At 36.7% G+C, this 13,106-nt stretch carries 12 protein-coding genes; 9 read left to right on the plus strand and 3 right to left on the minus strand.

Annotation, left to right across the window (positions count from 1 at the left end):
* Positions 1-108 precede the first annotated feature (108 nt).
* Positions 109-969: an SAM-dependent methyltransferase TehB gene (tehB, locus tag GYM75_RS01060; protein ID WP_220216348.1), complete on the plus strand. Its 861-nt coding sequence runs from the start codon at positions 109-111 to the stop codon at positions 967-969.
* Between the two features lie 43 nt (positions 970-1,012).
* Here the strand turns inward: tehB and fmt are convergent, their stop codons facing one another.
* Positions 1,013-1,975: a methionyl-tRNA formyltransferase gene (fmt, locus tag GYM75_RS01065; RefSeq protein ID WP_220216349.1), complete on the minus strand. Its 963-nt coding sequence runs from the start codon at positions 1,973-1,975 to the stop codon at positions 1,013-1,015.
* Positions 1,976-2,090: 115 nt separating this feature from the next.
* Positions 2,091-3,932 (minus strand): SLC13 family permease, encoded by a 1,842-nt coding sequence (locus tag GYM75_RS01070; RefSeq protein ID WP_363317349.1) that lies wholly within the window; start codon positions 3,930-3,932, stop codon positions 2,091-2,093.
* A 287-nt stretch (positions 3,933-4,219) separates the two neighbouring features.
* On the opposite strand from GYM75_RS01070, the gene GYM75_RS01075 reads away from it, so the two are divergent.
* On the plus strand, positions 4,220-5,941 hold the full coding sequence (locus tag GYM75_RS01075) for a thiamine pyrophosphate-dependent enzyme (protein ID WP_220216351.1): 1,722 nt from the start codon (positions 4,220-4,222) through the stop codon (positions 5,939-5,941).
* A gap of 94 nt (positions 5,942-6,035) precedes the next feature.
* Here the strand turns inward: GYM75_RS01075 and GYM75_RS01080 are convergent, their stop codons facing one another.
* Positions 6,036-6,530: a gluconokinase, GntK/IdnK-type gene (locus GYM75_RS01080; protein ID WP_370632149.1), complete on the minus strand. Its 495-nt coding sequence runs from the start codon at positions 6,528-6,530 to the stop codon at positions 6,036-6,038.
* 317 nt (positions 6,531-6,847) lie between these two features.
* Here GYM75_RS01080 and gatA point away from each other — a divergent pair, with 317 nt between their 5' ends.
* From gatA to GYM75_RS01115, 7 genes are all read left to right on the plus strand, one after another.
* Positions 6,848-7,297 carry a PTS galactitol transporter subunit IIA gene (gene gatA / locus GYM75_RS01085; RefSeq protein ID WP_220216353.1) on the plus strand — a complete coding sequence of 150 codons (450 nt, stop codon included), beginning with the start codon at positions 6,848-6,850 and terminating at the stop codon, positions 7,295-7,297.
* 20 nt (positions 7,298-7,317) lie between these two features.
* The gene (gene gatB, locus GYM75_RS01090; protein WP_220216354.1) at positions 7,318-7,602 is read left to right on the plus strand and encodes a PTS galactitol transporter subunit IIB; all 285 of its coding nucleotides are present in this window, start codon (positions 7,318-7,320) and stop codon (positions 7,600-7,602) included.
* 4 nt (positions 7,603-7,606) lie between these two features.
* A complete protein-coding gene (locus tag GYM75_RS01095) occupies positions 7,607-8,959 on the plus strand; it encodes a PTS galactitol transporter subunit IIC (RefSeq protein WP_220216355.1) in 1,353 nt (450 codons plus the stop codon).
* 122 nt (positions 8,960-9,081) lie between these two features.
* On the plus strand, positions 9,082-10,125 hold the full coding sequence (locus GYM75_RS01100) for an alcohol dehydrogenase catalytic domain-containing protein (protein ID WP_220216356.1): 1,044 nt from the start codon (positions 9,082-9,084) through the stop codon (positions 10,123-10,125).
* Between the two features lie 92 nt (positions 10,126-10,217).
* Positions 10,218-10,991 (plus strand): DeoR/GlpR family DNA-binding transcription regulator, encoded by a 774-nt coding sequence (locus GYM75_RS01105; RefSeq protein ID WP_220216357.1) that lies wholly within the window; start codon positions 10,218-10,220, stop codon positions 10,989-10,991.
* A gap of 175 nt (positions 10,992-11,166) precedes the next feature.
* The gene (locus GYM75_RS01110; RefSeq protein ID WP_220216358.1) at positions 11,167-12,105 is read left to right on the plus strand and encodes a hexose kinase; all 939 of its coding nucleotides are present in this window, start codon (positions 11,167-11,169) and stop codon (positions 12,103-12,105) included.
* A 27-nt stretch (positions 12,106-12,132) separates the two neighbouring features.
* The gene (locus GYM75_RS01115) at positions 12,133-12,987 is read left to right on the plus strand and encodes a tagatose bisphosphate family class II aldolase (protein WP_220216359.1); all 855 of its coding nucleotides are present in this window, start codon (positions 12,133-12,135) and stop codon (positions 12,985-12,987) included.
* Positions 12,988-13,106: the final 119 nt, after the last annotated feature.

Here is a 13,106-nt window from a genome sequence, read left to right on the forward strand (position 1 = left end):
TTTTAATGATTTTGTTTTGGTTGCTGAGTTACCAACAAAACGTTGTTTATCTCATCAATAATTGACTATAATAGTCAACTATTGATTTATTTAACTCGTGATAAAATTTTGAAAAACCTAATTTGTTATAAAACATTACCTGTTTGGAATGCTAAATCATTACCTCAATCATTTTGTGAAAAACATAATACGCAAGTTGGCACTTGGGCTAAGCTCAATATCCTAGTGGGCAGTATCGATTTTGAGATATTAACTGAACAAGGGGAAATCATATCGCAACATCATTATGATGTTTCTCACCAGCCTCCCTTTATTTTGCCTCAGCAATGGCATCGTATCGCTCAGGTATCTGAAAATTTACAATGCCAACTATCATTTCACTGTTTACCAGAAGACTATACTTTTAAAAAGTATCAAATGACCAAAACACATTCTGAAGTGCTAGCGGCAAGCAAAATTATCCCGTTAGGAAAGGTATTGGATTTAGGCTGTGGTTCGGGACGCAATTCGCTCTATTTACAGCTACTTGGTTTTGATGTGAATGCAGTTGATAAATCCGAATTAAGTATTGGTAATTTAAATCAAATCATCAATGATGAAAACCTAAAGCACATTAATGCAAAGGTATATGATATCAATCAAGCAAATTTAGAAGGTGAGTATGATTTTGTTCTTTCAACGGTTGTCATGATGTTTTTACAACCTGAAAAAATCCCTGAAATTATTGATAATATGCAAAAATTGACTAAATCGGGTGGTTATAATCTTATTGTAAGCGCTATGTCTACTTCTGATTATCCTTGTTCTGTGGGGTTTTCATTTACGTTTAAAGAAAATGAATTGCGGAAATATTATCAGGATTGGGAAATACTGAAATATAACGAAAATGTTGGAGAATTACATAAAACCGATAGTCAGGGTAATCGAATTAAATTGAGATTTGCGACTTTGCTAGCTAAAAAAAGGTAATCATTACAGGATGATTCATCCTGTAATTTTTTACATTGATTAATTAGTTGGTACTTAGTTTTTCACCAACAACAAACCAAGCTTTGCGAGAGTTTAATAAATCTTGAGCTGACATCGGTTTTTTTCCGGCTGGTTGTAACAGTGTCATATTTAATGCACCATCGCTTGTTGCAATGCATATCCCTTTTTTGTCTGCTTGTAAAATAGTACCGACTGGTTGATTGTGGTGAGTGGATATCACTTCTGCTTGCCATACTTTCACTGGTTCACCATTAACTTCAAAATAACTAACAGGCCAAGGATTGAAGGCGCGGACACAACGTTCAAGTTGCTGTGCCGATAAATTCCAATCAAGTTTAGCTTCTTGTTTAGATAATTTTTCAGCGTAAGTGACCTGTGATGGATCCTGTTTTTCAGGTTGGATTTTCCCTTCAGTAATGAGTGTTAAAGTATCAAGTAGTCCTTGTGGACCTAATTGCGCCAGTTTGTTATATAACGTTGCACTTGTATCAGAAGGTTCAATTGGACAGGTAAGTTTATATAACATATCACCCGTATCAAGCCCAGCATTCATTTGCATAATTGTGATACCGGTTAAAGTATCTCCAGCCCAACAAGCGCGTTGAATAGGAGCTGCGCCTCGCCATCTTGGTAGTAATGAACCATGCACATTTAAACAACCTAGTTTAGGCATATCAAGCACAGCTTGCGGTAAAATAAGACCATATGCCACCACAATCATAATGTCGGCATTTAGCTCCGCAATGATTTTTTGGTTTTCTTCTGTTTTGAGCGTTGCCGGTTGATAAACAGGGAGATGATTTTCAATCGCTAATTGTTTAACCGGACTTGCGGTTAATTTATTACCACGTCCGGCAGGGCGATCGGGCTGAGTAAAAACTGCAATAACATTATGTTTAGCATCAATTAATGCTTTTAAATGGGTTGCTGCAAAGTCAGGAGTACCAGCAAAAATAATATTTAATGGCTTGGCTGTTTGTGGCATATGTCTATAATCCATCATCAAAAAACTCGGATAATTATAACTTAATTTTCATTAAGAATCTTTAATCAAAAAGAATCGATATGTTGGTTTTATCAAACTGATGATGAATTAATAGTTAAAAAGGGAAAAATATTGGTACTAATGCAATATTCACCGCCATAACGAGAAACGTTAAAGGTACACCGACTTTTACAAAGTCACTAAAGCTGTAACCACCTGGCGCAACGACCATGGTTTTTACCGGCGAAGAGACCGGCGTGATAAAGGAAGCAGAGGTCGCTATAGCCACAGTCATTGCAAACGGATAAGGTGAATAACCAAATTTTATTGCCAGATCAATTGCAATAGGGGCAATGAGTATTGCTGTAGCCGTATTAGAAATAAAGAGACCAACAGTTGAACATAATAAGAAAATGAAGGTCAGCACCATATACGGACTGAAAGAACGTAAATGAATTTCTAACCATGCCGATATGAGCGAAATGCCGCCGGTTTTATTCAGTGCTAAAGCAAACGGCATCATACCGATGATCAAAATGAGTGTTGGCCAGTGTATCGATTTATAAGCACTATTCATGTCGATGCAGCGTGTTGCTCCCATTAAAAGACAAGCTATTAGGGCAGCTACGACATTAGGAACAAGCCCCGTTACCATCAATATAATCATAATAGCTAAATTAATTAATGCTGCAAATGCTTGAGAACTTGCAGGTGCAACATCATCAATATCCGACGGATAATCCAAAACAACAAAATCATTGGTACGAGTTTGTAATTTTTGAATCGATCCCCAATCCCCACATACTAGTAAGGTATCACTCATTTCTAAACGTTCTTGGAATAAGTTATTGGTATCAACAGGGGCATGATTACGCCAAATTCCAATTACGGTTAAAAAGTATTTTTCTCTAAAATCGATTTCATTGAGTGTTTTGCCACAAAGTGACGATTCAGGTAATAGCGCCACTTCTGCCATGCCAACTTCTTTCACTTGTTCCGAAAAATATTCACCCCGTAAAACTTTAGGTTCAAGATTATTGGTCGATAAAAATGTTCGATAATCGGCTTCGGAGTGGGACATATCTAATAATAAAATATCGTTTTCCCGAAATTCTGTTGCCCCGTTAACGGGGATTAACACTTTTTGAAATTTGCGCCAACGTTCAATACCAATAACATTGACACCGTGTTCACTTCGTAAATGTAGACCATCAATCGTACGACCAACAAAAGGCGAGCCTGGTAATATTTGTGCACGATGTGCCCGACCAATTAATTTATAGTCTCTGATTAAATCTGTGATTTTTCTTCTTTGTGGCTGGGTATTTGTCGGAGAAACTTGTTGAGCTGTTAACAACCAATTGCGCGTTAATATACAATAAATGACGCCAACAACAAGCACACCTAACCCAATAGGAGTGATAGAGAAAAAACCGAATTCGGTTAAATTTGCTCGATTTAACTCACTATTAACCACCAGATTAGGTGCGGTTGCAACCAATGTCATCATGCCACTAATTAAAGCGGCAATACACAGAGGCATCATTAATTTTTTAACATGAATACCCGTATGATTGGCAATACTGATGGCAACAGGAATAAAGATAGCGACAACGCCTGTAGAACTCATTATTGAACCCAGTAACGCCACACCGAGCATAATACAGGTAATAATTCGAACATCATTTTTTCCGGATACCTTAAGAATATATTCGCTCATTTTGAACGAAATGCCAGTACGGACTAAACTTTCACCAATGATAAACAATAATGCAATTAAAATGATATTAGGATCGCTAAACCCCGAAAACGCTTCAGCAGGCGTTAAAATACCCGTGACTGAAATAGCTGTAATGGTTAGCAGTGCAATAATATCCATTCTTAATTTGCTGAATGAAAACATTAAAATTGCAATCAATAGCAATAAACAAACAGTAATAAGCGGATAATATTCGATAAAGTAATGAGGCAAAAATGCAGTTAAAGAGGTTAATAAATTTTGCCCGGATGACAAATTTTCCACAAAAAGTCACTCTATGAGAACGATTGGATTTTAACCATAATACCTTGATTTATTGTAATAGGGAATATTTTCCAAAAAAGTTTATTCTCAAAAAAATTAACGAATATTACATTTTTAACATTTTTTGCTTTTTTTTTCATAACCTATTCGCTTTATTAAAACTTAGGTGTAATTTAGTTAACTTAGATTATTTAATCTGTTAATTGTGTCTAGGAGACAGTATGTCATTAAAAAAATCAGTTGCACAAATTATTATCGAAGTCTTAGAGGAAGCTGGTGTGAAACACTGTTATGGTATTGTGGGTGATACACTCAATTACATTACCAGTGCCATTAAAAAAAGTGACATTGAGTGGGTGCATGTTCGACACGAAGAAGTTGGAGCTTTTGCAGCAGGAGCCGAGGCTTATCTGACTAATCAGCTAACTGCATGTGCTGGTTCTTGTGGGCCGGGAAGCTTACATTTTATCAATGGTATTTATGAAGCTCAGCGCAATAAAGCACCTGTTATTCTCTTAGCCAGTCAACTGGTTACCTCACAACAGGGAACAGATTTTCCGCAAGAAGTTGATTTTGAATCTGTTTATAAAAATTGTTCTGTCTTTTGTCGTCAAATTAACGATCCTACTCAAGCAAGACAGATTACGACGGCTGCCGTTCAAGCTGCAATAAATCAACGTGGCGTTGCTGTTCTGGTTATTCCTTATAATATTAGTTTAGAAAAAGTGGAAGATAAAAGTGGGCATAAAATTTATCATCCTAATCCGATCATTCGCCCATCAGATACAGAGCTTGCCCAAATTGCAGAAATCTTAAATAAAAATCAAAAAGTGGCTATTTTTGCCGGACAAGGCGCAAATGGCGCTCATGATGAATTAATCGCACTTGCCGAAAAATTGAAATCGCCCATTGTGCATACATCAAGAGGTAAGGATTTTGTTGAATACAATAACCCTTACAATGTCGGTATGACGGGTATGTTTGGCGTTGAATCAGGATTAACCGCCATTAAAGAGTGTGATGTGCTGCTAATGTTAGGCGCTGATTTTGCATGGTCTCAATTTTACCCAAATGATGCCACCATTATTCAAGTTGATATCGATGCAACTCACCTTGGTCGACGTCATCCAGTGAGTGTAGGTGTTGTTGGCAGTAGTCAACCTACTTTGGCGGCTTTAATCCCTTTAGTTGAAGAAAAACAAGATGCTGCATTTTTAGAAAAATGCCGCCAATTATATATGAAAGCAATGGATAAATTGAACAAAAAAGCCATGCCTTCAAAATCAACGATTCATCCGCAATATTTAACGGAATTAGTTGATAAATATGCTAATGATGATGCTGTTCTATGTGCTGATGTGGGTTCAGCAATGGTTTGGGCTTGTCGACACTTTAATACTAATGGAAAAAGACGCACGGTCATCAGTTTAAAACATGGCACCATGGCTAATGCTATGCCACAAGCTTTAGGCGTACAAAAAGCATTTCCTAACCGACAAGTGATAACGCTATCGGGTGATGGTGGCATTAGTATGCTATTAGGGGATTTACTGACGACTATTCAAGAACAGTTACCGATAAAAATTATTGTATTAAATAACAGCTCTCTCAACTTTGTCGAATTAGAGCAAAAAGTAGAAGGAATTGTGGATCATTACACCGATTTACACAATCCAGACTTTGCTAAAGTGGCTAGTGCAATGGGACTGTTTTCGATCAGAGTAGAAGATTCAGATTTACTTGAAGCAGCGATGCAATCATTTTTAGCACATTCTGGACCTGCCTTATTAGATGTCAAAACAAGTGCTAATGAGCTTGTTATGCCACCGGAAATTCAAGCGTCTCAAGTGATGGGAATGGCGCTATATAGCGTCAAAGCATCATTGAGTGGCAAAATGGGGGATGTTGTAAATTTATTAGTGGATAATTTTATTAAAAAATAATGTTAAATTATCTCGATTATTCTGCCGATACCATCGGCAGAATAGTTGATGATACATTACCAACTGATTAACAATAATTGCAGAAAGTGATGGTTTAGCTGTAACAGATTTTCTGTATGATACATTCGGTATCATTGACTACATCGGCTAAAGGTTGTTCGATATTAACGGTATAAACATCGTTTTCATCTCGAGATGGTTCTTCTAAAGTATCAAATTGGGATTGTAACATTCCCGTTTTTTGATAATGACCTTGACGTTCAGCTAAACGGTTTGCAATGACCTCAAACCCACCTTTTAAATAAATAAAATGAATATTTTTATTTTCGCCTCGAATAATATCTCGGTATTGTTTTTTTAACGCTGAGCAGATAATAATTGAAATTGGATTAACATTGCTCATGGCAAATACTGCATCACTAATTAAACGAAGCCACGGCATTCTATCTTCATCATCTAGAGGCATACCACTGCGCATTTTTAAAATATTGGCTTTAGGATGTAAAAAATCACCATCTAAAAAAGCGGCATCAAGATCATAAGCCACATGTTTGGCAACAGCTGATTTACCACTTCCTGATACCCCCATTAATACAAACACCTGTTGAGTTTTTTGTGACACAAAGACCTCTTACCTTTCCGTTTTTTATCAATAATATTCTGAGTATTTTAATGATATTTTCAATATCGAGAACGCGCTTTTGTGATGAAGATCATGAACTATATTATGCCCAATCATAAATTTATCACAATCAATTTCAAATTTTACTTAAAAAATAGATTTCGATCACAAAAATAATAATTGCCATTTGCTTTTAAATTCGAAAGAAAATAATCTTTCATTATAGCTTTTGATTTCGAAAGTATTATTAAAAAAATGAAGAAAGGCAATAAGGGTGATCAAAGATGAACAAATGTCAGCTCTTTATCGAAGATGATCTTCGATTTAACAATGAACAAGAAGTGCTTACTTATATTAGTGAACAACTACAACGAAAAGGGATTGTCAAAAAAAGTCATTTAGAAGCATTGATAGAAAGGGAAAAAACATTTCCAACGGGTATTGCGCTTGATGGTTATGCGGTTGCCATTCCTCATTGTGAAGCTAAGCATGCTATATCGCCGGCTATCTTTATTGTTCGAACACTATCACCTGTTGCGTTTAATCGAGCAGATGAAGACAGTATTGTAGAGGTTTCATTAATCATTTCACTGGTCGTGACTTCACCAGAAGATCAACTCACGCTTTTAAAAGCATTATTTTCAAATTTACAAGATAAAGAGTTCTATCACTTCTTATTAAATGCACAGCAAGGTCAGATAGCTGAGCGATTTAATAACGTGATATTTAATTAGAAAGTTGTTTAGGAGGCATTATGAAAAAAAAGATTATTGTTGCGTGTGGTGGTGCAGTTGCAACATCAACTTTGGCTGCAGAAGAGATAAAAGAACTCTGCAAAGAAAATAATATTAAGTTAGATCTTGTTCAGTGTCGTATTAATGAAATTAATACTTTTATTGATGATGTCGATTTGATCTGTACTACAGCCAGAATGGATCAAACTTTTGGTGATATCCCGATTGTACACGGTATGCCTTTTGTTTCGGGGGTAGGGATTGATCAGCTAAAAGATAAAATATTGTCGATTCTAAAAGGATAAGTATATGTTTACCGAAATTATGCAGTACATTTTGGATCTTGGCCCTTCAGTCATGTTGCCGATTGTGATTATTCTCTTTTCGTTAGTGTTAAGAATGAAAGTGGGTGATGCCTTAAAAGCTGGCATTCATATAGGCATCGGTTTTGTTGGAATCGGTTTGGTTGTGGGGTTGCTCACAAGTTCAGTTGGACCAGCAGCAAAAGCCATGGCAGAAAGATTTGATATCAGTTTGAATGTTATTGATGTTGGTTGGCCCGGCGCTGCGCCGATGACATGGGCATCACAAATTGCTTTAGTTGCAATTCCCATTGCTATAGCCGTCAATATTGTGATGTTGGTTTCTAAACTCACTCGAGTTGTTAATGTTGATATTTGGAATATTTGGCACATGACCTTTACTGGTGCACTGGTTTATATCGCATCTGGATCCTACTGGTTAGGTATCGCAGGCGTGATTGTCCATGCCATTATTGCTTATAAGCTAGGGGATTGGTTTGCCAAAGATACTAAAGAGTTTTTTGAACTTGAAGGTATTGCTGTTCCGCATGGCACATCTGCTTATTGTGGACCAATTGCGGTATTTGTTGATGCTGTGATTGAGAAAATACCTGTTATTAATAAGATTAACTTTAACGCCGTTGACATGCAAAAAAGATTTGGCGCGTTTGGCGAACCGGTCACTGTTGGATTATTTATGGGGATCTTGTTAGGAATATTAGCCGGATATGGCGTTAAAGAGACATTACAACTTGCTATTCAAACAGCCGCAGTAATGTTATTGATGCCACGCGTAATTAAACCGATTATGGATGGCTTAACACCAATATCTAAACAGGCACGTAAACATTTACAATCTAAATTTGGTGGGCAAGATTTTCTTATTGGTTTAGATCCTGCTCTACTATTAGGACATTCAACCGTTGTTTCGGCTAGTTTAATTTTTATTCCTTTAAGTATTTTTATCGCCATTATATTACCGGGTAATGAGGTCTTACCCTTTGGGGATTTAGCAACGATTGGCTTCTTCATTGCGATGGGGGTAGCGATTCACCAAGGTAATTTATTTAGAATTATTCTTTCTGGTTCCATCATCATTGCTATCACGCTATGGATTGCTACACAAATGATTCCGCTTACGACCCAATTAGCCCTCAATGCAGGTACGATCAATTCCGATACCGGTATTTCAGTCGGTGCTATGGATCAAGGTGGATCGCCTATTACTTATATCATGGTTCAACTAGTCAATTTGAAACAACCTATTGGATTTATCGCTATTGGAATTTTCTATCTTTTCTGCCTATTTTTAACATGGAAACGAGCTCGAAAATATCAAGGTGCAACTGGGCAAAATTAAGTAAATAGAGGCGATAAACACTAAGCAATAAGTTATTGAAATGAAGTTGATTTCTATGCTTTCACTGAAATGTCAGTGAAAGCATGCATTAACAAAATTGATTATTTAAAAAGGAACATAAAATGAAAGTGATTCTAGTCAATGAAGGAGGTACGTTATCTATAAAGGATATTCCAGTACCCCAAATAATCTCACCGGATCAGATTTTAGTTAAAGTCGCTTATTCGGGATTGTGTGGCTCGGATATACCTCGAATATTTCATCATGGCGCACATTTTTACCCTATTACACTGGGGCATGAATTTAGTGGTGTTGTGACAGAATTAGGTAGCGGTGTGACCGAATTTGAAATAGGTGATTTAATCTCATGTGCCCCTTTATTGCCATGCTTTGCTTGTGATGAGTGTAAAAAACATTATTACTCGCTTTGTAAGCACTATACCTTTGTTGGCTCAAGAATAACGGGGGGATTTGCTGAGTATATTTTATTAAATAAAAAAAATGCCTTTAAATTGCCAAAAGGCGTTACACCACTTCAAGGGGCTTTTTTCGAACCAATGACAGTGGGAATGCATGCCATTTTATTAGCTGGTGGTTGCCAAGATAAAAACGTGGTCATTGTAGGCGGCGGTACAATTGGATTGCTTGCTATGCAATGCGCAAAAGCAATGGGTGCCAACACGGTAACTGTTCTTGATATTAATGACGATCGCCTTCTGCTAGCTAAACGCTTAGGCGCAGATCAGGTCTATAACTCAAAAGACCTTACAGCAGATGAAATTTATCAAGCATTATCAATCAATCGGTTTGATCAGTTGGTATTAGAAACGGCTGGATCACCGATTACCGTTAAACTCGCCATTGAGATTGCTGGCCCACGAGCTCAAATTGGTTTGGTTGGCACTTTACATAATGATCTGACGCTTTCAGAAAAAATATTTAGTTTAATTTTACGAAAAGAACTACAAATTTTAGGTAGTTGGATGAATTATTCTGCGCCATGGCCAGGCAAAGAGTGGCAACTGGTAAGCCAATTTTTTGTAGAAGGAAAAATAAAACTGGATGAACTGGTTGCCGGTATCGGTGATTTTGATTCGTTTATTGAGCAAGTTACCAGTTTAAATGGGCGAGCCATGAATGGAAAAATATTGCTCAACTGCAATTAACTATTGATTAACGTCAATCATTGAAAATGAAAACTTATCTTTTGATTTTGTTTGTTATACACTGCTGAAAAGATTTCGAAAAAGGAAATATTATGAACGCAAGTGAAAGACGCCAACAAATTATAGATATTCTTAATATGAAAGGTACGGTATTGGTCAGTGATCTGTCAGAACAGTATGGTGTTTCTGAAGTGACCATTAGAACAGACCTTAGATTATTAGAAAAACAAGGCGTGCTAAGCCGATTTCATGGTGGTGCAACCAAAATTATTGACAATGATGACATCAAGTCATTTAAAGAATTGCAATTAGAAGAACGTTATCAGCGATTTATTGAAGCTAAAAAACGCATTGCAATTGAAGCAGTTAAACATGTTAAAGAAGGCGATATTATTATTTTAGATAGTGGTAGCACCACGATGTTGATAGCTGAAGAACTGGTTAAATTAAAGCATATCACTGTCATTACCAATAGTCTTACCTCTGCTTTTATTCTCTCCGACAATAGTGACATTATGTTATTTATATGTGGCGGAACACTCAGACACAAGACTCGCTCTTTTCATGGAAAAATTGCTGAGCAATCGTTAGACGGCATCTCTGCTGATATTTTATTTGTCGGCGCAGATGGAATCGATGCAAAACGAGGAATAACAACGTTTAATGAAGGTTACACCATTAGTAATATTATGGCAAATGCCGCTAAAAAAGTCGTCGCAGTTTTAGATTCATCTAAATTTGGACGCAATGGAATCAACATCGTGTTACCGCTCAATAAATTAGACACTATCATTACGGATTCGGGTATTGATGATAGGTGTCGACAAGAATTTGAGCAGCAAGGCGTCAATTTAATAGCGGTTTAAGATATTTTTCTGGTCATGGTGTACTACTTTTTTAAGACAATTGAGTGGAGCGAAAAACGTTATTTTCATCAATACGGTTTAAGTCTTTTTTAACCAGTTGAAAATAGGTGTTAGTTTAAAGATTACGGTTGCTCAATGGTTATTTCTCACAAAGCATTAACATGTAGGTGAGAATATGATATTAACGATTACAATGAATCCTTCAGTGGATATCGCATACCCTTTAAATAAATTAATTATTGATGATATTAATCGGGTATCGAATGTAAAAAAGACAGCTGGTGGTAAAGGGCTTAACGTGACCCGAGGTATAAAATTTTCTGGTATACCTGTTTTAGCCTCTGGCATTATTGGTGGAACAACTGGTGAATACATAAAAAAGCAGTTAGACAAAGATAACATTGCTTATTGCTTTTATATAACTAAACAGGAGTCAAGAAACTGCATTGCTATTTTGCATGAAGGCAATCAAACCGAAATTTTAGAGTCAGGCCCAGAGTTGGACAGTAATGATGTTGAACAATTTCTGAACCATTATGAAACCATGCTTGAGCAAGCCAAAATCATCACAATATCGGGGTCATTGCCTCAAGGTTTTCCCATCGATTTTTATGTCAAATTGATTGAACAAGCTGAAAAACGTCAAATTCCGGTGTTGTTAGATTCATCAGGCAAAATGCTCTATGCAACACTGATTTCAAAACACAAACCTTATTTAATCAAGCCAAATAAAGAAGAATTACAACAAATCATTGAGATGAAGATTGATGCGGATGATACCCATTCATTAATCCAGGCACTCAACCATCCGTTATTAAGTGACATTCCGATTATTGTTATCTCATTAGGGAAAAATGGAGCGTTTGCGCGTTGCCATCATCAATATTATCAAGCCTCAATTCCCCAAATTAAGGTCATTAATCCGGTGGGATCAGGAGATATTACTTTAGCTGGGCTGGCAGTCAGCTTGCATGAAAATGAATCGATTGAAATGATGTTAGCTCGAGCTATGACGATGGGAATGCTCAATGCCATGGAATCACAGACAGGGTTTGTGAATATGCGTCATTACGACCACTATTATCAACAAGTGAAAATTACAAAAATTATCTAAAAATATAAGGTTAATTAGGAGTGACTTATGTATCTTATTTCTAGTCAAGAGATGTTAAAAAAAGCCCAACGTGAAAAATATGCCGTACCTGCGTTTAATATACACAATTTGGAAACCATTCAAGTTGTGGTTGATACAGCTAAAAAAATGGAATCACCGGTTATACTCGCAGCAACACCGTCAACTTATCAATATGCAGGCACACCCTACTTAATTAATATTTGCAAAACCGCAGCACAAATGCTGCGCTTTCCATTTGCGTTACATTTGGATCACCACGAAAACATCAGTGATATCAAAGAAAAAATTGAGGCAGGTATTCGCTCGATTATGATTGATGCTTCACATCATCCCTATGAAGAAAATATTGAAATTGTGAAAAAAATGGTTGAATTTAGTCATCAATATAATGCAAGTGTTGAAGCCGAATTAGGTAGGCTTGGTGGGCAAGAAGATGATTTAATTGTTGAAGATAAAGAGAGTGCATTTACAGATCCGGATGCCGCCAAAGCGTATGTCGAGCGCACAGGTATCGATTCGCTGGCTGTTGCCATTGGTTCAGCTCATGGGCTCTATAAAGGTGAACCTAAACTTGATTTTGAACGGTTAGCCAAAATACGCGATAAAGTTGATATTCCACTGGTATTACATGGCGCATCGGGTATCCCTGAAGTGATGGTAAAAAAATCGATTTCCTTAGGCATTTGTAAAGTGAATGTGGCAACGGAATTAAAAATTGCTTTTTCAGATGCGTTAAAGCTAGATTTTAATCATCACCCTGATGCTAACGATCCAAGACATTATATGCAACCAGCTAAATTAGCTATGGCTAAAATTGTGGAAGAAAAAATTCGCATTTGTGGAAGTGCAGGAAAATTATAATAGAAAAGTATGGGTAATTAACTTGAAATGAGCGTTAATTTATTACACTGGCAGTCACTTACTGTCAGTTATTAATGGGGGGTATGTATTGTCACTAAAAAGTGATTTTCATAGTTATA

It is taken from the genome of Gilliamella sp. ESL0441 (assembly GCF_019469185.1).
GTDB lineage: Bacteria > Pseudomonadota > Gammaproteobacteria > Enterobacterales > Orbaceae > Gilliamella.

Coding starts and splice junctions, on each gene's coding strand:
- gatA (WP_220216353.1), top strand. CDS start 6,848: ATGAACAAATGTCAGCTCTTTATCGAAGATGATCTTCGATTTAACAAT.
- GYM75_RS01080 (WP_370632149.1), bottom strand. CDS start 6,530: ATGGGGGTATCAGGAAGTGGTAAATCAGCTGTTGCCAAACATGTGGCT.
- GYM75_RS01075 (WP_220216351.1), top strand. CDS start 4,220: ATGTCATTAAAAAAATCAGTTGCACAAATTATTATCGAAGTCTTAGAG.
- GYM75_RS01095 (WP_220216355.1), top strand. CDS start 7,607: ATGTTTACCGAAATTATGCAGTACATTTTGGATCTTGGCCCTTCAGTC.
- GYM75_RS01110 (WP_220216358.1), top strand. CDS start 11,167: ATGATATTAACGATTACAATGAATCCTTCAGTGGATATCGCATACCCT.
- GYM75_RS01105 (WP_220216357.1), top strand. CDS start 10,218: ATGAACGCAAGTGAAAGACGCCAACAAATTATAGATATTCTTAATATG.
- gatB (WP_220216354.1), top strand. CDS start 7,318: ATGAAAAAAAAGATTATTGTTGCGTGTGGTGGTGCAGTTGCAACATCA.
- GYM75_RS01100 (WP_220216356.1), top strand. CDS start 9,082: ATGAAAGTGATTCTAGTCAATGAAGGAGGTACGTTATCTATAAAGGAT.
- fmt (WP_220216349.1), bottom strand. CDS start 1,975: ATGCCACAAACAGCCAAGCCATTAAATATTATTTTTGCTGGTACTCCT.
- GYM75_RS01115 (WP_220216359.1), top strand. CDS start 12,133: ATGTATCTTATTTCTAGTCAAGAGATGTTAAAAAAAGCCCAACGTGAA.